Genomic DNA, 24,398 nt, shown 5'->3' with positions numbered 1-24,398 from the left:
GCCAGCAATCTGATGCAGCAAGTTTAAAAAAAAATTTATTAAAATCGTCGCCGATCATCCCAAAACCGCACAACCAACTGGTTAAACAACACGGCACAAACAATCGACATCAAAACGTGCCCTAGCGTTAGGCAACAAATGTTCGCCGGGTTCAAGGTTGTCGATGATTTTAGTGCGGGTTGTGCTGTCATTGACATTTGCTCCGGAGGTCTTTCTCGTGCGTTGCGATAGTATGTGTCGTGCGTTAGGTTCGCGATGCATTTCATAGCTCCGCTCCGGGGCCGCGGGGGCCTCGCATGCGCCATCGGGGCTTATTTTGATCCCCACATGCCCCTGCCAGGCCAAAGATAAAAATAGGCCCCGCTGACGCATGCTGGAATGCGGTGTGGGTGCGGGGGCAGGGTGTGATGAGCGGGCATTCGTAAGGCTCTTCACTTTAAGCTTCAGGCGGCAATCGGATAGCGAGTTTAAAAAAAGCAATTTATTCTACGGTTGCTGATCATCCCAAAACCGCACAACACTTGTAGCGATACAGAACACTGTTGTTGGAGCCCGCCCCGAATTTGATTCGCAGCTCAGCATTTCTCTGGCATCATTTTCATTGTGTCGTTCGTACCAACCACCTTGCCTATGAACGTCAATGCTGTACTCATTGCTTTGCGCCAGCTTCGGAAAAATCCGTTGACTGGACTGTTCACCCTGGCAGGACTTGCCATCGGCATCACCACCTTCACCTTGTTGTTGTTTTATGTCCGGAAGGAAAGCAGCTATGACCGCTTCCACCAGGATCCGGATCAGCTCTATCGCATCGTTAACCAATATCGCATCGGCACCGATCATCAGACCACGGCGTGGACTTCACCTGCCATCACCACCTATACCCAGGAAAAACTTTCCGAGGTGGCTGAAATGGTGAGGCTATTCCGCTATCGCTCGCCCTCCGTGATGGTAGAGGAACAAACCGGCAAAAGTTTCTCCGAAGAAAATAGCCTGTGGGCTGACGCGAATGTGTTTCGCGTTTTCACTTTTCATTTCATCAAAGGCAATCCGGCGCAAGCGCTCATGAGACCAAACACGATGGTCATCACATCATCTGCAGCAAAGAAATATTTTGGTAACAATGATCCCATCGGCAGGTCGCTGAACGATCTTACCATGGGTGCCACTTTCGAGATCACCGCGGTCGTGGACGACATGCCCGTTACGTCGCATTTTCGCGCCGACTTTCTCTGTTCGCTGACCACGCTTCCCAAACTATGGGGCGAAAACATATTATCGAACTGGAACAATAGTTTTCTCTACACGTATGTGCGCCTGGCTAACGGTGCCACCCCAGCGGCGACCGAAACAAAACTCAACGCCGTGCTGGCCACCAACACGTCGTCCACTGCCGACGCATCCTCTCACTTTTCGCTGCAGCCCGTGCCCGACATTCATTTGAAGTCTCATGTGCTCAACGAATGGCAGGCCAACTCCGACATCCGGTACATCTATATCCTTACGCTGGTAGGTGTACTCATCCTGCTGGTCTCCACCATCAACTATGTCAACCTCTGGATCGCCCGTGCAGAGCAGCGCACACGCGAGATTGGCATCCGCAAGGCCATCGGCAGCAGCAAGCTGCAATTGGGGAAGCAGTTCGTCGTTGAAAGTCTTGTGCAGGTAGTTCTGGCGTTGGTCCTCAGCATCGCGCTGGCCCCGACCATCGGACCTCAGATGGAGTCGGCTTTTGGTGAGCCTGTCTCATGGCTGCCTTCGGCAAATGTAACGACCTGGGTTGCGATCGGTGTGGGCATCGCGCTCTTCATGACGGTAGTGATGCTTTATCCCATCCGCATCATTTCAAAGATCCAACCGGCGTGGGCCATCAAAGGCACGGTCGTGAAGCTACAGAAGGGATTTGGCTTGTGGCAGGGATTAGTGGCCTTCCAGGTGCTGGCAACGACCATGCTCATCACCGGCACGCTGCTCGTGCAGCGGCAGCTCACCTTTATTGAACAAACTCCCATCGGCTATGATGCTGGTCATCTTCTCAACATCGCGCAACTTTCCAACACAGCGTTGCGCGAGCAATTAAAAAATGAATTATTGCAACACCCACACATCAGGGCAGCCAGCGGCGTGTCGCACCAAGTGGGTGGATTGCTTTATCAATCGGGATATACGGTATACAAAAAAGATGAACCGGAAATTGTGCTCTGGCAACGCATGCACACCGACCACGACTTTTGCAAAACCTATGGCATCCCCATCCTTGCCGGACGCGATTTTTCAAAAACAGTCGCCTCCGACACCGCCAACTTCATCATCAACGAAGCCGCCTGCCGCCAATTGCTTGTCTCCCCCAGCGAGGCCGTTGGGTTGGAGATCGCCGGCGAGAACAATGTGCGGGGCAAGATCATTGGGATCATGAAAGACTTTCACTTCAAAACGCTTCACACGGCCATCGAACCCCTCATCGCCCACATTGTTCCCGATCGTGTACGCATGCTATCGGTCAACATCGACAACGAAGACCGCGAGGCCACGCTGGCATGGATCGGTGCAAAATGGAAAACACTGGAACCGGCCGTTCCCTTCATGTACACATCGCTCGACGATTTTAACCATCGCCACTATGCCTTGGAACACCAGTTTGAAAAATTGATCATGTTCTTCACCGGCGTAGTATTCCTCCTCTCGGTGGGCGGTCTCATCAGTTTGAATATTTATGTGGTCAATCTCAAACGAAAAGAGATTGGGATTCGAAAAATATTGGGTGCGGACATTCAAGGTGTTTTGCTGACACTATCGCGAAGGTTTGTATTGCTCACCGTGGCCAGCGCCATTCTATCCGTGCCTTTTAGCTGGTATATGCTCAGCGCATGGCTCGATGGTTTTGCTTATCGCGTAGACATCACGCCGGGGTTGTTTGTTTCTGCGGGGTTGATTACGTTCGTGCTGTCAATGCTTTCTATCGCGCTGCCTTCTATTCGGGCGGCTTTGAAGAATCCAGCGGAGGCCTTAAAAACAGAGTGACCTTTTTAGCATGGCCATTACATGTTTCGCGCTCGTCGCCCGAATTTCGTTCGTGCTTACGTCCACAGTCTTCATCGTGCGTTGAGATAGACGGCATCGTACATTTGTGTCGCGATGTATTTCATAGCTCCGCTCCGGGGCCGCGGGAACCCCTCATGCGGACAAACCATATTCGCCCAAAAATTTCTTCATATTCTTTCAAGGTCTTCGATACGAGGATGGGGCCCGCGCCATTAAAGATGTGAACTGCAACAATAAAAACCGCTCTCATACAGACTAGATCACTAGGACCCTGACGACGACTTGAAGTTGAAAGATGCCACAAGGTTCATTTTCAGATTCTATTGAACCGAAAACGTTTGAGTGAACTGTACACTTTGCTGAGTGGCTTGAACGCCTTTCGGATTTGTAATCGTCCCGGTGGGTGAAATTTTGTCTTGCAGGTCGTGCGTGTACCGGGTTACAAAAAGGTAACTGAAACACATCCGTGCACACACTACTTTTTAAAACAGTTTTCGTATACATCGGTTGAATTTGAACAACTGTTTAATGTAGCGTCTTTATGAAGTCTTTCACTCTATGCGCCAGTTTTGTACTGAGCTTTCTACTTTTGTTTACGGCTCATGTGCATGCCCAGTCCACGGCCCCAAGTAAATTATTCAGGTTCTATGAAGACAACGATTTTCTAAACGTCACGGGCCATGGAACAGACCGCGCCTATACCAACGGCACGCGCATGGACCTCTTCTACCAACGTAAAAGGCAGCATCATTTTTTTCTCGATAAGCTGCTGCCCAAAGCGGGAGAAGGCAGTGTCGACGTGTACGGCTGGAGCGTGGTGCAACTTATGGTGACGCCCAACAACATCAGCACCCCGGAATATCAACCCAGCGACTATGCATACGCCGGCGCGCTATTCGCCATCCGTTCTCATTATTCATTCAATCCCACGAAGAAGTTCAGCTACCAGACGGAACTCGTCGCAGGAGTGCGCGGGCCGGCAGCGTTGGCCCAACAAACGCAAACCGCCATGCACAAGCTGATCCATTATCAAAAGCCGATGGGTTGGGATAACCAGCTTGACACGCAACCGCTGCTCAACGTTAACTTCACAGCCGAAAAAAATCTGCTTTCATGGCGTAACGTCGTCGAGATCAATGCAGGCGCCCAAGTCCGGGTTGGCAGTATGATGGACGCACTAGCCATTTACCCCATGCTGCGGGTCGGGCGCATGGCCCCCTACTTTAATGGATACCTGAGTCAGTACAGCGCGTTTGTGCGGGGCAATAAACAGGTAAGAACGCAATACTATTTTGTGTTCAAGCCGATCAACACCTTTGTGGTCCACAACGCATTATTGAAAGGCGACCGCGAACATTATCCCCGCTCCGCGACCGGTCGCGCCGACAATACCTCCGAGCGCATTGCCCACCGGGTTATGGATTTGCAATGTGGCGTGGTACTCTCCCATGGCAACTTTAGCGTTTCTTACCTGCAAACCTACAGCACGACTTATCGAAAAGGACTCTACAAACACACCGTCGGCACGCTAACGCTCCATTTCCTTTGGTGAAAAAAGGAATTGAGAATGACACACCTATGCTCCCCTAAGGGCTTCAATAAAGCCGTCAAAATCCTTTGCCAACCACTTAGCTTCTTTCCGCGACATGCCGATAAACGGTATGGCATACAATGCTCCCGTTAGTTTGTCCACAGCATAAGAAGTATCTCCTCCATCGGATCCGATGATGAAGAATCCAGGAGCATATCTTTCTACCCAATAGCCTTCGTTGAGAGTAAATAAGGCTTCTATCGACCAAAGTGCGAGGTATGAATTATTCAGAAAACCTTCCGCTCCGTTTGAACTCCGGATAAATCTCTCGTATCCTGCTGGCAAAGTAAACGCGACACGTGATAAGAATACTTCCATGATATCTGGAAGCGGAGGGGGATTCATCATCAGGGGCATGGCTCCAATTTAACAGTTTGATTCTGAAGTAAACAAAAAAACTGGGCAATACGCCACCGCATAGTCTCCGCCTCGGGACTATGCGGACTTCAAAAAAAAAGCCGGACACAAACCCGGCTTTTCATTTCATATTTCAAGGGAAAAATTATCCCAATTTCTCCAACACGTCCATCACTTCTCTCACCGCCTTGCGGCTGGATTCCATCAGAGCTTTTTCTTCGCTGTTCAAATCAAGCTCGATGATCTTCTCCACACCGTTCTTGCCCAACACTACGGGCACGCCCAGGTAGCAATCCTTGATGCCATATTCGCCTTCAAGTTTGATACAAACGGGGAACACACGACGCTGATCTTTCACAATGGCTTCCACCATTTGCGCAGCAGCGCTTCCAGGTGCATACCATGCAGAAGTGCCCATGAGTTTCACCAGCTCGCCACCACCAACTTTGGTTCTTTCCAGGATGGCGTTGAGTTTATCTTTATCGATCAGTTCCGTTACAGGGATACCAGCTACCGTCGTGTATCGAGGCAGCGGCACCATGGTGTCGCCGTGGCCGCCCAACAGGATGGCTTGGATATCTTTAGGAGAAACGTTCAAGGCTTCGGCCAGGAACGCGCGGTAGCGAGCGGTGTCCAGGATGCCGGCCATACCCATGATGCGGGTGCGGGGCAGACGCGAGGTGAGGTGCGCCTGGTAGGTCATCACATCCAACGGGTTGGATACTACGATGACGATGGCGTTGGGAGAGTGACGGATGATATTTTCCGTTACCGATTTCACAATGCCGGCGTTGGTCCCGATAAGATCGTCGCGGCTCATGCCCGGTTTGCGCGGAAGGCCCGAGGTGATCACCACCACATCCGAGTTAGCGGATTTGGAATAGTCATTGGTGGCGCCTACCGTGCGGCTGTCATACAGGTCGATGGGGGCTTTCTGCCAAATATCAAGAGCCTTGCCTTCGGCGAGTCCTTCCTTGATGTCCACCAACACGATTTCGTTGGCCACTTCGCGGTAGGCCAGCACATCGGCACATGTAGCGCCCACATTGCCAGCGCCAACTACAGTTACTTTCATTGTTAGAATATGTTTAAAGTTATGTTTAAGAAATGATGTTCTTTCCCGGGGGCCTTTCTGAATAGGCGCGGCAAGTTATACATAAGGCAGGATTTTGGAAATATTTTCTTGCAAAAGGCAGGGCTTCCAACCGGCGGGCCCTGCGCTTCGCGGGCACGTTCCCGGAGCGTCAGGGAGGATTGATAAACAGGCCGTTGTAGAAACGTAGGACACATTCGCACACACGGTGTATCCTCCCCGATCAAAGCGATATTATACTCCGGGTTTTTCCTCGTGATTGGTCAGGACAAACCGCAGGGCGTGTTGGGTTTGGGGGGTCACTTTGAAGCGGTCGTCGATGCGGTGTCCTACCACCCAGGCAATCTGACCGGCCGACTCCAACACCGTGATCGTTTCCTTATCTGCCACGCTCAACTTCTTGTCGATAAAAAAATCGCTCAGCTTCTTTTTGTGATCCATGCCCAGGGGATGAAAGAAATCGCCGGCGCGCCACTTGCGCCACACCAAGGGAAACTGTAGATGTGCGGCATCGAGCACGGCTTCGCGCGGGTCGCTTCCCCGCACCGCGGGTGGTGTATCTTCCAGGCTGAGCCGCCAAGGCCCAAGGGTATGACGACCGTTCACGGTCCCAATATGTTGTTCGCTCCAATCTTCGCTGCGGGGCGTGATGAAGATATTTTCACGGTCCACTACCAGCAAGAAAGCAGGTGCTAAAAACTTCTTGCCGGGCTGGCCATTCAAGGCGTGGATGATCTCGCGCGTTTGCTCATAGTTGAACCCGTAGGTTTTTATAAAGCGCCACAACATGGCATTCACCTGCGGTCCATGGTTGAGCGCTTTTTTATCGATGGCAATCTTCTCGGCCGTTCGCGTGATGCTGTTTTTACACCAGGCATCAAAGGCGTCGTGAAGAATGGCGAGTTCGCCTTGTATTTTTTCGATGCCGTTTTGCCACGTGGTTTCCAGGGAGGGGTTCAGCTCCTTGAGTTGGGGGATGATCTTGTGACGGATGAAATTTCGTTGATAGTCGTCGGTCAGGTTGCTCTTGTCTTCGCGCCATTTGATGCGATGGTCGGCCGCATATTTTTCAACTTGTGCGCGGGTGGCGAACAACAGCGGGCGGATCACGCGACCGTTCTTCACCGGGATGCCCGCCATGCCATCCGTGGCGGCCCCGCGGGTGATGTTGAGCAGGATGGTCTCCATCGAATCGTCGAAATGGTGACCGGTGGCCAGCGCGGTGTAGTGGTGAATTTCCAACAGGTCGTCAAACCACGCATAGCGCAATTCGCGGGCGGCCATTTGGGTGGAGAGGCCGTTCTCCCAGGCATAGGCTTCGGTTTCGAAGCGGTGTACAAATACAGGAACATTCAGCGTCTTGCAGGCTTGCGCGACAAAATCTTCGTCGCCGTCCGAGTCTTTGCCCCGCAGTTGAAAATTGCAATGGGCGACACCTACCGTGAAACCTGCCGCGGTGAACAGGTGGAGCATGGCCATGGAATCCACTCCCCCGCTCACGGCCAGCAGAATGGGGTCTTCGCGCCGGCAGAGGGCGAACCGATCAATGTGGTTCAGAAATTGCTCCAGCATGGCAGCAAAGGTACGACTTCACCCCCGATAACTAGGGCCGGGGGTTACGATTTTCGCGTTTAGCGTCGTAGCTTGCAATGTTTTTTATGGATCTACGCTATACTTTGGGCACACGCTTTTCTATGGGGATGAAATGCCTCATCCTGGCGGCTATTGCCTTGTTTTCGGGCATGACTTCTGCGTGTGCGCAAAAAAAGGTGCACCTGAAACAGGCCGACCGGTTGCAGGGTGGCAAGGCCGGGGAAGACCGTTTTGATCGCGTGATCGGCAATGTGATCTTCGTCCAAAACACCACCACCATCTATTGCGATTCCGCCCACTTTTTCAAAAAAAGGAACTACATCGAAGCTTTCGGCCGGGTGCGCATCCTGGAAGGCGACTCAGTGACCATCACGGGCAACAAGCTGGAATATGATGGCAATGTCAAACTGGCCAAACTGCGCAACGACGTGGTGTTTACCAAACTGGCCACCTCCACCCTCTACACCGACTACCTTGATTTTGACCGGCCCAAGAACACGGCCTACTATTTCAACAACGGAAAACTGGTGGACAGCATCAACGTGCTCACCAGCGTGAAGGGCTATTACAACCTGACGTCTAACATGGCCTCGTTCAAAAAAAACGTGCACGTGAAAAACCCCGACTACACGATGACGTCGGATAGTTTGCAATACAATTCGCGCAGCAAAATTCTCTACTTCCGCACCCCCACCACCGTGGTGGACAAGGACAGCGCCACGTTCGTGTATAACGATGGCGAGTACGACACCAAGACCCGCCGCTCGGACCTGAAGCTGGGCGAGGCCGAGTCAGTTGACTATAAGCTGGAGGGCGACGATTATGCGCTCGACGACATCCGCAAAGTATACAAGCTGCGGGGCAACGTGATCATGACGTCGAAAAAAGAGAACATCATCATCTATGGCCAAGCCTCCGACTATTATAAACTGAAGGGCGTCTCTAAGGTGTACAACAATCCCTATCTTGCCAAGGTCGGCGACGACTCCGACACCCTTTTCATCTCGGCCGACACGCTGGTGTCGATCGACAGTCCCGACCCCCAGAAGAAAAGACTGCTGGCCTACAACCACGTGAAGATCTACCGTGGCGATTTGCAAGGTCTTGCCGACTCACTCGAATACCGCGCGGCCGACTCCACCATCTACTTCTACAAAAGCCCCGTGTTGTGGACCGAAGGCAACCAGATGACGGCCGACACCATTCGCATGCTCATCAAGAACAACACGATCGACCGGCTCTTCATGAACGTGAACAGCTTTGTGATCTCGCAGGATTCGCTGATCAACTTCAACCAGATCAGCGGCCGCAAGATGACGGCCACCTTTGAGAACAAGAAGATCAGCCGGGTGTATGTCGAGGGGAATGGCGAAAGTATTTATTATGCGCTCAGCGAAAAGAAAGACGACAAACCCGTAGGGACCATGGGTACGAACCGCATCATCTGCAGCAATATTCTCATCCGCTTCCGCGATGGCAAAGTGAACAACCTCAGTTTTTATACGCGTCCTGAAGCACGTTTCATTCCGCCCCATGAGTTGAAGAAAGAAGACATGACGCTGAAGGGTTTCTCCTGGAAAGGCGACAACAAACCCAAACGCGAAGACGTCGTGAAACCCTTTCACCGCAAGTCGCCGTCCATCCAACCCTGAGGTTAACATTCTGGTAACAACAAATTTATTATCCCCCCAGAGACAGGGGATGCAAAACTGCCGTACGACAGCGGAATCGTTTGTGTGGAAAAAAAATGGCCTCAGTCAACGAAAAAGTTCTCTTTCTATTATGAGGTACCGTTAAAATGTTTAAATTTTGTGAAATACATATAGACCCCGGGTATGAAGCGTTTCTGGTTGTTGGCGATTCTGATTTCTGCCTCCCTTGTGGGGTTCGGGCAGGGATTCGAGCTCACCAGTATCCAGGAGTCATACAAGGGCATCATCGGTGAGACCATCAAAGCTCCCCTCCGCTTCCGCAACACCACGGAAAAACCCATCACCCTCATCATCCGCAAAGTGACCGGCCAGATCGGCGGCACCCAAAAGAACTATTTCTGCGTTGACAACAACTGCCTGGATTCGAAGGTGGAGGACTACATCGTGAAGGTGGAACCCGGCCAAACCCTGAATAATCTCAACATTTCCCTGGAAGCCGGCTTTGTGTCGGGTCCCAGCACGCTGAAATACATCGTCTACAACAAGTCAAACCCGGGCCAGCCCGTGGAATTCGTGCTCAACTTCGACGTGGAGGAAAAGCCCGAAAAACAGAGCCTGTACAGCTCGAAGTTCATCACCCTGCACGACGTCTATCCCAACCCGGTGGTGGACCATGCCCAGGTGGAATACAAGATCCTGAACGACCAGATAAAAGCCAAGATCGTGGTACACAACCTGTTGGGTAACACGGTGGGCGAATACCAGCTTCCCAGCCTGGAAAACCTGATCCGGATCAAAACCGACGATTTGAACGCCGGAATCTACTTCTACACCCTGTATATCGACGACGAGGGTGTGATGACGCGAAAGCTCATCGTGAAAAAATAAATCAACTTTTTGGGCCGCCCGTGCATCTACAGGCAAAAAATGACGTTTTCCAGTTCTGGCTTCTTATGCTATATTTGCGGGCTTATGCAACGAGTATCCTCTATTCTTTCCCTTGCGCTGATCCTGATCGTGGCGGCTTCCTGCAGCAAATTCCGCAGGATTGAAAAAAGCGCGGATTGGCGCGTGAAATACGACGCGGCGTTGAACTACTACAACAATAAGAAGGACTATTACAAAGCCTCCGTGTTGTTCGAGCAGATCATCCCCATCGTCCGCGGCCTTCCGGAGGGAGAAAAAGTGCAGTTTTACCTGGCCTATTGCCAGTTTTACGACAAATTGTACCTGTTGGCCTCCGAGCAGTTCAAGACCTTTTATGAAACCTATGGCCGCAGTTCCATGGCCGAGGAAGCGCGCTACATGTACGCCTATTCGCTGTATGAGTCATCGCCAAATGCCAACCTGGACCAATCCAGCAGCAAAGACGCCATGGCGGCCATGCAGTTGTTCCTGAACCGCTATCCCCAAAGCAGTTTCCGCGACAAGGCCATCGAGGTGATCGTGGCTACCCAGGAAAAGCTGGAGAAAAAGGGTTTTGAGAATGCCTACCAATACTACCGCATGCGCAGCTACAAGGCCGCCATTGTGGCCCTGACCAACTTTAAAGACAATTTCCCCGACTCGAAATACCTGGAACGTACCTACTACCTGGTGATCTCGTCGGAATACCGCCTGGCCGAGCAAAGCATTTATTCCAAGCAATTGGATCGCTACAAAGGCGTGGTGGATCATTATAAAGAATTCGTGGACCGCTTTCCCACCAGCACTTACCTGTCAGACGCAGAGAAGATGTATGGGGACAGTCTGGCCAAGATCAATAAATCAAAAAACAATAATCTGTAAGCATATGGCAGTTCAATCATCTGTAGTAACACGCGATGTAGAGAAGATCGCAGCCCAGACCGGCAACATCTATGAGTCGGTAGTGGTTATTTCGAAGCGCGCGCGCCAGATCGCCGTCAACATCAAGGAAGAGCTCAACAACAAGCTGGCCGAATTTGCCACCACGGTAGACAACCTGGAGGAAGTGTTCGAGAACCGCGAGCAGATCGAGATCTCCAAGTTCTACGAGCGCATGCCCAAGCCTACCACCACGGCAACGGAAGAATTCCTGGAAGAAAAACTGAACTTCCGTCTCCGCGGCGAAGACGACACGAAGGTCGAACTTTAACAACGGCGAGCCATGCTGAAAGGCAAGCGGATCGTGGTCGGAGTATGTGGGGGCATTGCGGCGTATAAGTCGGCAGTGCTCGTGCGGCTCCTGGTCAAAGCCGGGGCCGACGTGCAGGTGATCATGACGCCCGACGCCCACGAGTTCATCACGCCGCTCACACTGGCTACGCTTTCCAAAAAGCCTGCCCTCACCCACTTCCAAAAAGCCGACACCGGCGAGTGGAACAACCACGTGGACCTGGCCCTGGCCGCCGACGCCATCGTGATCGCACCCGCCACGGCCAACACCCTGGGCAAAATGGCCCACGGCCTTTGCGACAACTTGTTGCTGGCCGTTTACCTGTCGGCGCGCTGCCCGGTTTTTATGGCCCCGGCCATGGACCTGGACATGTTGCAGCACCCGGCCGTAAAGGAAAATCTTAGAAGACTTAAAAGCTTTGGCAACCACATCATCGACTCCACCTTTGGCGAACTTGCCAGTGGATTGGTGGGCACGGGCCGCATGGCCGAGCCGGAGCAAATCGTGCAACACCTGGAGGAATTCTTTATTCCCCAACAAAAATTGGCGGGCAAAAAAGTGCTGGTCACGGCCGGCCCCACCTACGAGGCCCTGGACCCTGTGCGCTTCATCGGCAACCACTCCAGCGGCAAAATGGGATTTGCCATCGCCGAAGCGCTAGCCAACTTGGGCGCCATCGTGGATCTGGTTGCCGGTCCAACCCAACAACATACCGAAAATCCCCGCATCAGCGTTAAGCATGTAACTTCTGCTGAAGACATGTACAACGCTTGCACCACCCTCTTCCCTGCTGCCGACATCACCGTGTTGGCCGCCGCCGTGGCCGATTACCGCCCGGCCGTGATCGCCGATCAAAAGATCAAAAAGAAAGACGACGTGTTCCATCTCGAGCTGGTGAAAACGCGCGACATCGCCGCTTCGCTGGGCAAGCTGAAACACAATGGACAGATCGTGGTGGGCTTTGCCCTGGAAACAGAACACGAGCAAGCCAACGCTTTAAAAAAGCTCGAGTCCAAGAATTTTGACCTGATCGTGTTAAATTCGTTGCGCGACAACGGCGCCGGTTTTGGTCACGACACGAACAAGATCACCATCCTGGACCGGAACAACACGGCCAGGGCTTTCGACCTGAAAGACAAGAACGCCGTAGCACAAGATATTGTAGAGGCCATCATCGAAAAACTACATGATTAAGCGTGCTTTTCTTTTGTGCATCACCCTCTGCGCATTCGGTTTCGGATGGACGCAGGAGCTGGCCTGCACGGTCACCATCAACTCCACACAGATCGCCACGTCCGATCGCGGCATTTTCCGCGACATGAAAACAGCCATCGAGCAGTTCATGAACTCGCGCAAATGGACGCCCGATTCCTATAAGGCTTACGAGAAGATCAACTGCAACATGCTGATCACGATCACCAAAATGCCCGCCGTGGGCAACTTCACGGCCTCCGTGCAGGTCCAGGCGGCGCGCCCGGTGTTTGGCACAAACTATTCCAGCCTCATCTTCAACTTCGCCGATCGCGATTGGGAATTTGAATACATCGAATCGCTTCCCCTGGAGTTCAACGACAATACGTACACCACCAACCTCACCTCCATGCTGGCCTTGTATGCCTACATGATCGTGGGCGTCGATGCCGATACGTTTAGCGAATTGGGTGGCACAACGTATTTCCAAAAAGCACTGGCCGTGGTCAACAACGCGCAGCAGTCCAACCGCGCAGGCTGGCAAGCGCTGGGGGGCAACAACCGGAGCCGCTATTGGATTGTTGAAAACTACAACAATGCACAATCTGTGGATATGCGTAAGGCCGTCTATGCTTATCACCGCCTCGCCCTCGACACCTTTGATAAAGATCCCGACAAAAGCCGCGAGATCATCCTCAAAAGTCTGCGCGACGTAAAAAAGATGCGCGATATCAACCCTGCCTCTATCCTGGTCATCAGCTTTTTTGACGCCAAGGGCAAGGAGTTATCCAATATTTTTTCCAGCGGCAACATCCAGGTCCGCCGGGAGGTCTACGACATCGTGACCGCCATCGATCCGTCCAACACCCGGGCGGGATATAGCAAGATGATCGAGAACTGATCTCCCCTCGCCGGTGTTTGGATTCATGCCCCGATTTCGACAGTTTTGCTTCTAACGCGTCTTTAATCCTGAGTCACTCGTATTTAAGTACTCCGGACTAAGGACTGACCACTAAGGACTAATTCCTATGAGCACTAAACAATTACGCCTCAGCGATGCCGCGCAGATCCGGAAACGGGTGGCTGAATTTCTGGGTAAAAAAATTAATATTGTGCTCACAGACAGTACCGCCATGTTTGGCGAACTTACCGACGTGAACGCCACCGAGATCAAGCTGCTGAACATGCGCCGCAAAAAAATGACCTACCGGATCGACACCATCGCCGAACTCTATTTCGACACCTTTGCCTGAATGCTGAAGCACATCACCATACAAAACTATGCGCTCATCAAGCACCTGGAGCTGGAGCCCTCCCCGAGCCTCAACGTGATCACAGGCGAAACGGGTGCGGGCAAGTCCATCATGCTGGGCGCCATCGGCCTGCTCATGGGCAACCGCGCCGACACCAAGGTGTTGTGGGACGAAGAACAGAAATGCATCATTGAAGGCTCGTTCGCCATCAAAGAATATAAACTCAAATCCGTCTTCAAAGCCGAAGACCTCGACTACGACGAGACCACCGTCATCCGCAGGGAGATCAGCCCCGGTGGAAAATCGCGGGCGTTCATCAACGACACTCCCGTGACGCTGGAGGTGATGAAACGCATCGGGAATTTATTGATGGACATCCACTCCCAGCACGAAACGCTGCAACTGGGACAGCAAAGCTTCCAGCTCCGGCTGATCGATGCTTACGCGGCCAACCAGACCCTGCGCGAACAGTATGCAACGGACTGGCAAGCCTACGTGAAGGCCCGCAAAGATTTCGAGACCTTGAGCGCCGAAGCCGACACGCTGCGCCAGGAAGCCGACTATGTGCGCTTTCAATTGGACGAACTGAACCAGGCACATCTCGAAGAAGGCGAACAGGAAACGCTGGAATCGGAAGTGAAGGTGATGGATCACACCAGCGAGATCAAAAGCAGCTTCAACCAAATGCTCGACGCCGTGACGCTTTCGGATTTCGCTGCGCGTGGCAAATTGGGTGAGGCACGGGCTGCGTTGAGCAGCGTCTCCTCCTATTCACCCGCCTATGCCGCCTTGCTGCAACGCCTGGAAAGCGTGCTCATCGAACTGGACGACATCATGAGCGAAATTGAGAGTGAAGAAGAAAAGATCGAGTTCGACCCCCAGCGCGCCGAGTTTGCGAAGGAAAGACTGAGCACGATCTACAAGCTGCTCAAAAAACACAAAGCCGACGACCTGAAAGCTTTACTGATCATTCAGGAAGCCCTGTCCCAAAAAGATACGCTCACCTCCAACCTGGACGAATCGCTGGAGAGAGCCAAGCAGGATTTCGAAGCCGCTCTCAAAGTGGTGACGGCCACAGCAAAAAAGCTCAGCGACTCGCGCGCAAAAGTTTTCACCCCGCTGTGCAAACAACTCACCGCCCTGTTGCAAGAGCTGGGCATTCCCAACGCCACATTGCAAATCGACATACAACCGGCCGAGCTGTCGGCACAGGGTGCCGATCGCATCGATATTCTTTTTAGCGCCAACAAAGGTGTGGCCCCACGCCCGCTCGCGCAGGTAGCATCGGGAGGCGAATTTTCGCGGCTCATGTTCAGCATTAAATATGTGATGGCCGAAAAGACCGCGATGCCCACGCTCATCCTCGACGAGATCGACACCGGCATTTCGGGGGAAGTGGCCATGAAGCTGGGCACGCTCATGAAGACGATGGCTACACGCCACCAATTGATTGCCATCAGTCACTTGCCACAGATCGCCGCCAAGGGCGATGCGCACTACTTTGTCTATAAAGACAACACGTCGTCCAAAACCATCAGCGCCATAAAAGCATTGAGTGCGGAAGATCGTGTGCAGGAGATCGCCAAGATGATCGGGGGCGCCAAGCCTTCGAAGGTGGCCCTGGAAAATGCCCAGGAACTTTTAGGAAAATAGTATACCCAACGCCTCCGCTACTCGTTGGTGGAGACGGGTTTCTTTTCTGCCTTCTCCAATTCCTCCTCCAGGCGGCGTTCTTCTTTCACGCGGCGGCCCATGGTCCCCTGGAAGCGTTTCCAAAATCCTTCGCGCCGCGTGATCGATACAAATCCTGCGCGATAAGCCTTCGTGGTGTCGATGAGGGGCAACGGTTTGGCTTCGCGGTTCAAAATATCGTAGACCACCGGGATGGCTTTCACGCCGGGACAATATTTTTTCGAAAAACTTCTTAACAGGCGCGACTGGAACGGATCGGTGGCGAGGGCAATTTTTTGAAAGCCCAATTGCTTGGCCATCTTCCAGGAATAATAAATATTTTCGGTACTGTGCTCTGCCTTGGTTTCAGCAAAGGTGTGGTCCGGGGGAATGCCCAGGGAGTCGGCCATGGTCTTCATCACGATGCCTTCCACAAAATGGGTGTAGACGGCCGAGCCGGAGAAAATAATATTTTTGGTAAAGCCGCTGTCGTAAAGATGTTTGGCCCAATAGACGCGCATGCGCATGATGGAGGTCGTGTTTTCTTTTTCGTAGGGAACGCCGGGCACGATCACCACGTCAAACGGTTTGTCCTTCTTCGCCCGCTCATACGATTTCTTGGCGTAGTGCGAGAACGAGCAATGGGTCAACAACAAGGCCACGGCCAGAAAGACGTGGACATAAATAAAGATCATAAAAAAATTTTTCAACCGTTTCTTCATAGGTTATCTGTTTGTTTTACCCCCGTGGCCCCCAACCACGGTCAGTTTCCATCCTGTGTCATATTCCAATTCGCCTTCGTCAACCATGTCGCGGATCACGTCCACGAAGAGTTCGTGGTCGCGGGGGGCGATGATCTCTTCCACTTCTTCCACGGTGAGGGGCTTCTTTTTCAGTACGGTGAGCACTTCACCGTGAATATCTTCGAAGGCGTGAATATTTTCTTTCTTCCGGTTCTGTACGCAGACATCGCATAGGCCGCAGACCTTAAAGGTTACCTCGTCAAAATAATCCTGTATCACCTGCATACGGCAGCGGTGGGCATTGGTCACGTAGCCGATCATGGCGTTCATCTTGCCCAGGATAAGTTGCCGGCGTTCTTCCATGCGCTGGAGGTTCAACGGGAGCCGGTCCGCATCCTGACGGGGCATCAGGAAAGTTACCTGGGGCTTGTCCTTTGCCGGCTCATAAATTAAAACCCGTAAACCGTGAAGGTGTTCCAGCATTTTATACATTTCGCTGCTGGAAATTTTCAACGCCTTGGCCAGTTGGGCTTCCGATATGTTTACAAAACCGGACATCAGCTCGCCGCCGTATAGCCGGAGCAACATTTTTATAGCCGGGTCAAACCTCGCGTTGGCTACCTGGAACTCATAGAGTTTGCCTTTGTCGAGCGACATGTGCAACCGCGAGGGGCTGTAATAGCTTTCGTTGAATTGGATCAGGCCTTCTTCCTCCAGCTTCTTGAGACCGGCATATACTTCCGTCGCCTGCAGGTGGAACCGCTCCACAAAATCGTTCAGTTCGAAATTATAGCTCTGGCCCTCCGCGCTGCCTTCGGCCAACTGGTAGTAGTTGGCCAACGCCTGATATACTTTTTTCAAATAGGCCGGCGAAGGCTGCGACTGCTCCACTTTGGTTTTGAGGTTCACCAGGTCGGCCTCCTGGTAGATCACGGCCGCATACGCACGTTGTCCGTCCCGGCCGCCGCGGCCCGCCTCCTGGTAGTAGGCTTCCAGGTTTTCCGGGAGATCCAGGTGAATGACCAGGCGAACGTCGGGTTTGTCGATGCCCATACCGAAAGCGTTGGTAGCCACGATGACCCGTTTTTCATTTTTGATCCATTCCTCTTGCCGGCGACCGCGCTCTTCAAAGTCGAGGCCGGCGTGATAGAAGGAGGCGGAGATCTTTTTTTTCACAAGCCAATCGGCAATGTCCTGCGTCGCTTTGCGCGAGCGCACATAGATGATCGCCGAGCCCTTCACTTTGGTCAGGATCTCCAATACTTTGCGGTCTTTGTTTTCCGTATGACGAACGACGAACGAAAGATTATCGCGGGCAAATGATTTTTGAAAGACGCCCGCCGGTTCTTTGAAGGCCAGCTGCCGCACGATGTCGTCGCGCACCTGTTGCGTGGCCGTGGCGGTGAGGGCGATCACGGACACATCGGGTTTCAGTTCGCGTAGCGATGCGATCTTTAAATAGGATGGCCGGAAATCGTAGCCCCATTGTGAAATGCAATGGGCTTCGTCCACGGCGATCAGCCCTACCTTCATGCGCTTCACGCGTTCGATAAAGATCTCGGTGAGCAAACGCTCCGGCGATACGTACAGGAATTTGATCGTGCCGTACACGCAATTGTCCAGCAGGATGTCGATCTCGCGGCGGGCGAGGCCGGAGTGGATGGCGATGGCTTCGATCTGGCGGCGCTTCAACTGTTCCACCTGGTCTTTCATGAGGGCAATGAGCGGGGTGATCACCACGCAGACGCCCTCCATCAGCAACGCGGGCACCTGGAAACATACCGATTTACCTCCCCCGGTGGGCAGCAACGCCAGGGTGTCGTTGCCCTGCAGTACGGAATTGACAATATCCTCCTGCAGGGGCCGGAACTGGCTGTGATTCCAGTATCGTTTCAGTATGGTATGCGGGGTCTCCAACGAAACGAAGATAGCCGAAAGGTTGCGCTATAAAAAAAGACCCGGCAAGTTTCGGCCTGCCGGGTCTTTTTCAAGGAGGCAATTCTTTATTTGGTTTGCGACTGCATGAGCTTCACGCCCGCTTCGCCCATGTGTTTGAACAAGATGGTTTTGTATTCCTTGGTGTTGAGGTACCCGCCGTTGGCGGCAAAGAATTCGTCGAAGACGGGGCCCCAGTCGGAACCCGAGGGCATGATGAAGCCGAATTGCTCTATCGCTTTGTCTGCCACGGGGTGGCGTTTTATGCTTTTCTTCATCTGTACGGCTTCCAGGTAGAAAGCCAGGTCCAGATAGGCGAGGCCCTTGGGATCGGCCAGCATTTTTTCCAGCGATTCCTGGCTGGTGGTGGTGTAGGACACCTTGAGATCGGGAAAATATTTTGTTTTCAGGTCCACGACGCGTTGTTCATTGACCGTGCCCTTGGCCGTATAGGCGGTGAGGTCCGAAAACGTTTTGGGCATGTCTTCCAGTTTCGACAGCGTGGATATTTTGCCTTGCGTGACCAGGATAGCAAAGTTCGTGATGAAGGGCGGACTGAACTTTACTTCTTTTTTTCGTTCGTCGGTAATGGTGATGTTGCCCATGCCCACTACGCCTCCCTTGGAGATCTTCACTTTGTCGTACATGCCCTTGAAGTTCGAGCCATCGCCCACAAATTTAGATTCGAGGGTTACTTTTTTATTTTCCTTCACCCACGCTTTAAAGTCGCTCATGATGTCGATGCAGATGCCCGCGAGTTGACCGGAGTTATCGATGTATACGAAGCTGGGGGTTTGCACATAGGCCAATGAGAGCTTGCCTTGTCCGTTTTTCTTTGCTTGTTTCCAGGTGTCGCCCGAATAAGATTGCGCCAGACACGATGCGGCGCCTAACAGGATGAGAAAAGTAAATAAGGATTTCATTGGTTAAGATATTCAACCACGAGTTTAGAGGTTTCGCGCCTATAAATACCGTTGGCTGTAATATCGGTGTGAGTTTTTTCTGGTAATTGCGGGATTACCCCTCACTTTCTTCGTTTACCAGGTGATTTTTTCCTTCCTTAGAAAAGCGTCTACCCCACGCCTGCAATCCTCGGTGGCACGCGCGGCGGCGTTGGATTCCGCTGCAAACGTTAACGCTTGCTCTAGGGGAAGATCCTGCACGCGGGCAATCATTTGCTTGGTTTGCATCATGGCTTGTGCAGAGTTGGAACGGATGAGCGACGTCGCATAGGCCATCGTTTCCGTTTCCAGATTTTCCTTCGGGATGATTCGATTGATGAGCGAGAGACGAAGGGCATCGTCGGCGGTGATGAGCTCGCCGCTGAGGAGGAGCTGTTTTGATCTGGCTTCGCCGATCTTGCGCAGTAAGAAGATCATGACGATGGCGGGGATGAATCCAATTCTTACCTCGGTGTAGCCGAATTTTGCTTCGGGTACGGAAAACACAAAGTCGCATACCGTAGCTAGTCCACAGCCGCCGGCCAGCGCATGGCCTTGCACCTGGGCAATCACGACTTTCTTTAACGTATAGATCTGCAGAAATAATTCTTTCAGGTGATTCGAATCGGCAAGATTCTCCTCGTACGAGAAATGCTGAAGCTGCTGCAGGTAGCCGAGGTCGGCGCCCGCGCAAAATGCTTCCCCTTGCGCTTTGAGGAGGATGATCTTTACGGTGGCGTCCATCTCCAGGGCGGTGAACGCCGCTTTCAATTCGCTCACCAACTCGAAACTCAGGGCGTTGCGTTTTTCGGGCCGGCTTAGGGTGATGGTTCCGATGCCTTGGTCTGCATTGTATTGGATGTATTTCATGTCCTTTGATTAAATCATGGTGGAGTTGATGCTTTGAATTTCATATTGATCGATCAAACGCGCCGTCGTGCCACACGGAATAAACCGGCTCATCCCGCTCTTTTGCTTGTTGGAGCAACCGGTTGGCAAGATAAAATTTATTGCTGCTGTCGATGATGATTTGTTTGGTCGCAACCTTTGACAACACGGAAGAAAGATCGCGTACTGCGTTGTGACTCAGGATCAGGTAATCGACTTGCAAAGCGGAAGGAAGCGAAAATTCCGGTTCGTAAATACGAAGAATAGATTTGCCATGCCACACCATCAGCGTGCAGCCTTTCCATTCTTTTAGGGGTGGTTGGGATGCCGTTTCCTGGGCGCCGTAAATGATCCGGTTGGGAGCCAGGTGAAATTTTACTTTCGATCGATCTTGCATCAACGCCGTGTCGGCCCAGCTAAAGACCGTTCCTTCATGCATCAGATCCACCGCCGTGTGTCCCGAAACTTTATAGACCGTCACATGCCGTTGATCGACCTGCTCATGAACATACGTACCGTCGAGCATGGCAAATCCCACCGCGGCAAAACAAGCGGTTATCAGCCATGACATCTTTCGCGTTTCCAGCAACCGAACAAGACAGAACAACATGGCGGTGAGCCATGCAAATTGCCAGGGCGTGATATAAACGTTGTCGATCTTACTGAAAGGCAAATTCTCCAGGCCGAACACAAACCCATTCATCACCTGCACGATCCATCCCAACATCATCCCCAAAAAACCGGCCACGGCTGGCATGGCGCTAACGGCCAGCAACACCAAGCCGGCAATGAGTACGCCAAACGAGGCGGGAATGACCACGAAGTTTGCGATCAGAAAATAGTTTGGAAACTGGTGAAAATATAACAGCCCCACCGTGAACGTCGCAAATTGCGCCGCCAGCGAAACGCTGCTCACTTTCCAGATCTCATCCCACAGCCTGCCCTTGGGCTCCCACAACGTGTAGAGGCCGGGTTGAAAATACACGATGCCCAACAGCGCCAGGTAAGAAAGCTGAAAGCCTACCGACATGATCATGAACGGATCGACCAGCAACAAACAAAAAGCAGAAGCCGCGAGCGTGTTGTAAATATTCATTTGCCGGTTCATCGGTCGTGCCAGCGCCATGAACGAGAACATCGTGACCGCCCGCAACACGGAAGGCGAAAGCCCCGTCACAAACGCATAGCCCCAAAGCACAAGAATGCTGACGACGGCCAGTATCCATTTACCAGAATAAGTTTTCTGAAGGGGTCGCAGCACCAATAACAGCAACCAATACACAATGCCCACGTGCAATCCCGAAACCGACAACACATGCAACGCTCCCGTGGCCGCATAGGCCTGTAAAACCTCATTGTCCAGCCCATCCGTTACGCCCAGGACCAGAGCCGATGCCAGCCCGTATTCGCGTTCGCCGGGCACAAAGCGACGGATCACCCCGTCGGCCCAAAGCCGCACGGCGATGGCGTGGCGCATCAGCGTTCCCGGTGGATCGTAAGCAATTTGTTTCACCTCGCCGGCGTGCACGAATTGCTGATGATAAATTTGGCGGTAAGAAAGGTATTGCCGGTAGTCGAATTCTCCCGGGTTGCCGGGCGCGGGTATGGATTGGGGTGTGCCTTTCACCAGCAAAACATCGCCATAGGCAAAAGGCTTTTTAAAATCCTGTTTCGAAAGATAGAGCAGCACGTTGCCATGCCGGGGCATCCACTGGCCTGCGGTGTTTACTTGCCGCACGGCGACCTCTAATTTCCAGGATTTACTTTTCTCTTCCGAAGGCTTCGTTGCTACGGCCGTGTAATATGCGACAGGCGTTTTCAGGTGAAGAAAATGCGCATCGCTTCGTGAGGCGGTGCGTTGGAGCGTGATGCTAAAAGCGGCGACAAAGATGGCCAGCAATCCAAACGCCCCGGGGTTGAGCTGCCAGCGGCGATACGTCAGCGCGAACACAAAATACATAACGATGAGCACCACCAACAGAGCTTGCGCTACCAGCGCGTCGATCACGTCCGGGAGATGGATGGCCAGCAGGATGCCGCCACATAAAAATACCACCATGCGGACGAAGGCGTAGGGTATCCAACGGTTCATGAAGAAAGGTAGTAAAATTCCGTCAGGAACTTTCCTTGTCGTAGGCTTCGATGATGTCGCGCACGAGGCGATGACGCACCACGTCTTTTTCGTTCAGTTCCACGATGCCGATGCCTTTCACATCTTTCAGGATGCGCACCGCTTCCTTGAGGCCCGAGCTTTGCCGCGTGGGCAAGTCGATCTGGGATGCGTCGCCGGTGACGATCATTTTGGATTCGGGGCCCATGCGGGTGAGGAACATTTTCATTTGCATGGGCGTGGTGTTCTGTGCTTCGTCCAGCAGGATGAAGGCATTGTTCAAGGTGCGGCCGCGCATGTAGGCCAGGGGTGCGATCTCGATGATCTCGCGTTCCATGTAGAAGCCCAGCTTCTCGAAGGGGATCATGTCGTTCAGCGCATCGTAGATGGGACGCAGGTAGGGATCGATCTTTTCTTTCAGATCGCCCGGCAAAAAGCCGAGGTTCTCTCCAGCCTCCACGGCTGGGCGCGTGATGATGATCTTCTTTACCTGTTTGTTTTTGAGCGCTCTCACGGCCAGGGCCACGGAGATGTAGGTCTTGCCGGTACCCGCCGGGCCAAGGGCAAAGACCAGGTCGTTGTCTTTCACCAACTGCACGAGCTTGAGCTGGTTGGCGGTCTTGGGTTTGATGGGGTTGCCTTTTGTGCCATAGACGATCACGTCTTCGGCGGCCTGGTGTTCGGCTTGCACCACTTCGTGTTCGCGCTCAATATAGGCTTGCACATTTTCTTCCGTGATGCGGCCGTACTTGTGATAGTGGTCCACCAGCGAGGTGAGCACGTCGTCGATCTGGCCGATCTCGGCCGTGGGTCCTTTGATCAGTATTTGGTTGCCGCGCGATATGATCCTGCTTTTGGGAAAGGCTGCCGACAACGTGTCGATGGTCTTGTTCTCGATTCCCAGGAAGTCAACCATGGAAATATTTTCCAGTGTAACTACTTTTTCGGTCAAATGAATATGAATTTAGAGTAAAAGCAATGTGGCTTAAAAATGTTTACTTTGCCATACCAAAATTAACGAATATCTGCGGTAGCATCAACCATGGCCATTGTTACGCTTCTTACGGACTCCGGCGAAAGTGATCACTATGTGGCCGCGATCAAAGCCCGGATCATCAGTATAAACCCGGGGGTACGGGTGGAAGACATCAGCCATCACATCAAACCTGCAGACATTGCCCACGCCGCCTTTGTATTGCGGGCTGTTTTCCGCGATTTTCCCAAAGGCACCGTTCACCTGGTCGGCGTAGATGCAACAGGAAACCGGGGCGATGCGTTCATTGCCCTGCAGTTGGAGGACCATTTTTTTGTCGGCTGCGACAACGGTCTGTTCGGCCTCATCAGCGAAAAACCCCACCAGCAACTGGCCGAACTCAATGCCATCGCCACGATGAGCACCACCTTTCCCGAACGCGATATCTTTGCGCCGGCGGCCGCCAAACTGGCCAGCGGCATCGGCATCACGACCTTGGGCAAGCCCATGCCGGCCTTCAAAAAGATGATCGACCGCCAGATGAAGGCCACCAAGAAGCAGATCACCGGCAGCATCATCCGTGTGGACAACATGGGCAACCTCATCACCAACATCAGCAAAGAAGCGTTCGACGTGCTGAGCCAGGGAAAGGCATATACCATCCAATTCGGGGGCGAAAAATTCCGCCGCATCCAAACCCAATACAGCCAGGCAGAGCAGGGCGAATGCTTCATCGTGTTCAACACCCTGAACCTGCTGGAGGTCGGCATCTACAAGGGGAACGCCTCGGAGCTGCTGGGTCTTGGTTATGGGGGGACAGTGAATGTGATCTTCGAGGAATGATCACCAAAGGATCATGCTACCCATGGTCCAGCCCATCCGTGTTTTTTTGCAAGCCATAAAAAATGAATCCACATGCTCATCCGAATCGTCCGCATGCATTTTAAAGAATCCGGGGTCGAAGCATTTCTCGCCGTCTTCAACCGGCACAAAACCGAGATCCGGAATTTTGATGGGTGCTCGCACCTGGAGTTGCTCAAAGATGTTGACGTGCCCCACACCTACATCACGTATAGCTACTGGCGCGATGCCGCGGCGTTGGAGCGCTACCGGCAGTCGGCACTTTTTGAAAGTGTATGGGGAAGAACGAAGGAATTGTTTGCAGACCGGCCGCGGGCGTTTTCGGTGGAGAAATTTATCGACGTGCCGGGGAATGCCTGAGATGGTTCTT

The 24,398-nt window shown here is 52.7% G+C and carries 21 protein-coding genes; 12 read left to right on the top strand and 9 right to left on the bottom strand.

Translation table 11 applies throughout. The features are described from left to right. Positions 1–630: 630 nt before the first annotated feature. Both D4L85_RS16650 and D4L85_RS16645 read left to right on the top strand, forming a co-directional pair. A complete protein-coding gene (locus D4L85_RS16650; protein ID WP_119755360.1) occupies positions 631–3,018 on the top strand; it encodes an FtsX-like permease family protein in 2,388 nt (795 codons plus the stop codon). Between the two features lie 562 nt (positions 3,019–3,580). Next, complete coding sequence (locus tag D4L85_RS16645; RefSeq protein ID WP_119755359.1) at positions 3,581–4,591, top strand: lipid A-modifier LpxR family protein; 1,011 nt, start codon at positions 3,581–3,583, stop codon at positions 4,589–4,591. A gap of 24 nt (positions 4,592–4,615) precedes the next feature. Here the strand turns inward: D4L85_RS16645 and D4L85_RS16640 are convergent, their stop codons facing one another. From D4L85_RS16640 to tilS, 3 genes are all read right to left on the bottom strand, one after another. Then, entirely contained in the window at positions 4,616–4,987 is a 372-nt protein-coding gene (locus D4L85_RS16640) for an SMI1/KNR4 family protein (RefSeq protein ID WP_119755358.1), read from the bottom strand. A 145-nt stretch (positions 4,988–5,132) separates the two neighbouring features. Continuing rightward, entirely contained in the window at positions 5,133–6,062 is a 930-nt protein-coding gene (mdh, locus tag D4L85_RS16635) for a malate dehydrogenase (RefSeq protein WP_119755357.1), read from the bottom strand. 252 nt (positions 6,063–6,314) lie between these two features. Beyond that, on the bottom strand, positions 6,315–7,652 hold the full coding sequence (gene tilS, locus D4L85_RS16630) for a tRNA lysidine(34) synthetase TilS (protein ID WP_119755356.1): 1,338 nt from the start codon (positions 7,650–7,652) through the stop codon (positions 6,315–6,317). Positions 7,653–7,738: 86 nt separating this feature from the next. Here tilS and D4L85_RS16625 point away from each other — a divergent pair, with 86 nt between their 5' ends. The 8 genes from D4L85_RS16625 to recN all read left to right on the top strand — a co-directional run bounded on the left by D4L85_RS16625 (position 7,739) and on the right by recN (position 15,559). Then, positions 7,739–9,325: an OstA-like protein gene (locus D4L85_RS16625; protein WP_160143786.1), complete on the top strand. Its 1,587-nt coding sequence runs from the start codon at positions 7,739–7,741 to the stop codon at positions 9,323–9,325. 183 nt (positions 9,326–9,508) lie between these two features. Continuing rightward, complete coding sequence (locus tag D4L85_RS16620; protein ID WP_119755354.1) at positions 9,509–10,213, top strand: T9SS type A sorting domain-containing protein; 705 nt, start codon at positions 9,509–9,511, stop codon at positions 10,211–10,213. An 84-nt stretch (positions 10,214–10,297) separates the two neighbouring features. Then, positions 10,298–11,113, top strand: a complete 816-nt coding sequence (locus tag D4L85_RS16615; RefSeq protein ID WP_228450923.1) for an outer membrane protein assembly factor BamD — start codon at positions 10,298–10,300, stop codon at positions 11,111–11,113. Between the two features lie 4 nt (positions 11,114–11,117). Beyond that, positions 11,118–11,441, top strand: coding sequence for a DNA-directed RNA polymerase subunit omega (locus D4L85_RS16610; protein ID WP_073138135.1), 324 nt, complete (start codon positions 11,118–11,120; stop codon positions 11,439–11,441). A 12-nt stretch (positions 11,442–11,453) separates the two neighbouring features. Next, positions 11,454–12,656: a bifunctional phosphopantothenoylcysteine decarboxylase/phosphopantothenate--cysteine ligase CoaBC gene (gene coaBC, locus D4L85_RS16605; protein ID WP_119755352.1), complete on the top strand. Its 1,203-nt coding sequence runs from the start codon at positions 11,454–11,456 to the stop codon at positions 12,654–12,656. Then, positions 12,649–13,554, top strand: coding sequence for a type IX secretion system protein PorD (gene porD / locus D4L85_RS16600; RefSeq protein ID WP_119755351.1), 906 nt, complete (start codon positions 12,649–12,651; stop codon positions 13,552–13,554). The genes coaBC and porD overlap by 8 nt, the downstream gene beginning before the upstream one ends. A gap of 127 nt (positions 13,555–13,681) precedes the next feature. Beyond that, positions 13,682–13,906, top strand: a complete 225-nt coding sequence (locus D4L85_RS16595; protein ID WP_119755350.1) for a hypothetical protein — start codon at positions 13,682–13,684, stop codon at positions 13,904–13,906. After that, complete coding sequence (recN, locus tag D4L85_RS16590; protein WP_119755349.1) at positions 13,907–15,559, top strand: DNA repair protein RecN; 1,653 nt, start codon at positions 13,907–13,909, stop codon at positions 15,557–15,559. A gap of 17 nt (positions 15,560–15,576) precedes the next feature. On the opposite strand, the gene D4L85_RS16585 is transcribed toward recN, so the two are convergent. The 6 genes from D4L85_RS16585 to D4L85_RS16560 form a co-directional block, all read right to left on the bottom strand. Continuing rightward, the gene (locus D4L85_RS16585) at positions 15,577–16,299 is read right to left on the bottom strand and encodes a YdcF family protein (protein ID WP_119755348.1); all 723 of its coding nucleotides are present in this window, start codon (positions 16,297–16,299) and stop codon (positions 15,577–15,579) included. A gap of 3 nt (positions 16,300–16,302) precedes the next feature. Continuing rightward, on the bottom strand, positions 16,303–18,237 hold the full coding sequence (locus D4L85_RS16580) for a RecQ family ATP-dependent DNA helicase (RefSeq protein ID WP_119755347.1): 1,935 nt from the start codon (positions 18,235–18,237) through the stop codon (positions 16,303–16,305). Positions 18,238–18,323: 86 nt separating this feature from the next. Then, a complete protein-coding gene (locus tag D4L85_RS16575) occupies positions 18,324–19,178 on the bottom strand; it encodes a substrate-binding periplasmic protein (protein WP_119755346.1) in 855 nt (284 codons plus the stop codon). Between the two features lie 114 nt (positions 19,179–19,292). After that, positions 19,293–20,066 (bottom strand): enoyl-CoA hydratase/isomerase family protein, encoded by a 774-nt coding sequence (locus D4L85_RS16570; RefSeq protein ID WP_119755345.1) that lies wholly within the window; start codon positions 20,064–20,066, stop codon positions 19,293–19,295. A gap of 40 nt (positions 20,067–20,106) precedes the next feature. Further along, positions 20,107–22,176, bottom strand: a complete 2,070-nt coding sequence (locus D4L85_RS16565; protein ID WP_119755344.1) for a ComEC/Rec2 family competence protein — start codon at positions 22,174–22,176, stop codon at positions 20,107–20,109. Positions 22,177–22,198: 22 nt separating this feature from the next. Further along, positions 22,199–23,146, bottom strand: a complete 948-nt coding sequence (locus D4L85_RS16560) for a PhoH family protein (RefSeq protein ID WP_073138117.1) — start codon at positions 23,144–23,146, stop codon at positions 22,199–22,201. 90 nt (positions 23,147–23,236) lie between these two features. Between D4L85_RS16560 and D4L85_RS16555 the strand changes: the two genes are divergently transcribed. Further along, positions 23,237–24,010: an SAM hydrolase/SAM-dependent halogenase family protein gene (locus D4L85_RS16555; protein ID WP_119755343.1), complete on the top strand. Its 774-nt coding sequence runs from the start codon at positions 23,237–23,239 to the stop codon at positions 24,008–24,010. Between the two features lie 72 nt (positions 24,011–24,082). Further along, positions 24,083–24,388 carry a putative quinol monooxygenase gene (locus D4L85_RS16550; RefSeq protein ID WP_119755342.1) on the top strand — a complete coding sequence of 102 codons (306 nt, stop codon included), beginning with the start codon at positions 24,083–24,085 and terminating at the stop codon, positions 24,386–24,388. Positions 24,389–24,398: the final 10 nt, after the last annotated feature.

The sequence above is a fragment of the Chryseolinea soli genome (assembly GCF_003589925.1).
Lineage (GTDB): Bacteria > Bacteroidota > Bacteroidia > Cytophagales > Cyclobacteriaceae > Chryseolinea > Chryseolinea soli.
This window is presented reverse-complemented; position numbering and strand designations above follow the sequence as displayed.

Bases quoted from the DNA above. Each gene is read 5' to 3' on its own strand.
- D4L85_RS16650 (WP_119755360.1), top strand. From the start codon at position 631: ATGAACGTCAATGCTGTACTCATTGCTTTGCGCCAGCTTCGGAAAAAT.
- D4L85_RS16645 (WP_119755359.1), top strand. From the start codon at position 3,581: ATGAAGTCTTTCACTCTATGCGCCAGTTTTGTACTGAGCTTTCTACTT.
- D4L85_RS16640 (WP_119755358.1), bottom strand. From the start codon at position 4,987: ATGCCCCTGATGATGAATCCCCCTCCGCTTCCAGATATCATGGAAGTA.
- mdh (WP_119755357.1), bottom strand. From the start codon at position 6,062: ATGAAAGTAACTGTAGTTGGCGCTGGCAATGTGGGCGCTACATGTGCC.
- tilS (WP_119755356.1), bottom strand. From the start codon at position 7,652: ATGCTGGAGCAATTTCTGAACCACATTGATCGGTTCGCCCTCTGCCGG.
- D4L85_RS16625 (WP_160143786.1), top strand. From the start codon at position 7,739: ATGGATCTACGCTATACTTTGGGCACACGCTTTTCTATGGGGATGAAA.
- D4L85_RS16620 (WP_119755354.1), top strand. From the start codon at position 9,509: ATGAAGCGTTTCTGGTTGTTGGCGATTCTGATTTCTGCCTCCCTTGTG.
- D4L85_RS16615 (WP_228450923.1), top strand. From the start codon at position 10,298: ATGCAACGAGTATCCTCTATTCTTTCCCTTGCGCTGATCCTGATCGTG.
- D4L85_RS16610 (WP_073138135.1), top strand. From the start codon at position 11,118: ATGGCAGTTCAATCATCTGTAGTAACACGCGATGTAGAGAAGATCGCA.
- coaBC (WP_119755352.1), top strand. From the start codon at position 11,454: ATGCTGAAAGGCAAGCGGATCGTGGTCGGAGTATGTGGGGGCATTGCG.
- porD (WP_119755351.1), top strand. From the start codon at position 12,649: ATGATTAAGCGTGCTTTTCTTTTGTGCATCACCCTCTGCGCATTCGGT.
- D4L85_RS16595 (WP_119755350.1), top strand. From the start codon at position 13,682: ATGAGCACTAAACAATTACGCCTCAGCGATGCCGCGCAGATCCGGAAA.
- recN (WP_119755349.1), top strand. From the start codon at position 13,907: ATGCTGAAGCACATCACCATACAAAACTATGCGCTCATCAAGCACCTG.
- D4L85_RS16585 (WP_119755348.1), bottom strand. From the start codon at position 16,299: ATGAAGAAACGGTTGAAAAATTTTTTTATGATCTTTATTTATGTCCAC.
- D4L85_RS16575 (WP_119755346.1), bottom strand. From the start codon at position 19,178: ATGAAATCCTTATTTACTTTTCTCATCCTGTTAGGCGCCGCATCGTGT.
- D4L85_RS16570 (WP_119755345.1), bottom strand. From the start codon at position 20,066: ATGAAATACATCCAATACAATGCAGACCAAGGCATCGGAACCATCACC.
- D4L85_RS16565 (WP_119755344.1), bottom strand. From the start codon at position 22,176: ATGAACCGTTGGATACCCTACGCCTTCGTCCGCATGGTGGTATTTTTA.
- D4L85_RS16555 (WP_119755343.1), top strand. From the start codon at position 23,237: ATGGCCATTGTTACGCTTCTTACGGACTCCGGCGAAAGTGATCACTAT.
- D4L85_RS16550 (WP_119755342.1), top strand. From the start codon at position 24,083: ATGCTCATCCGAATCGTCCGCATGCATTTTAAAGAATCCGGGGTCGAA.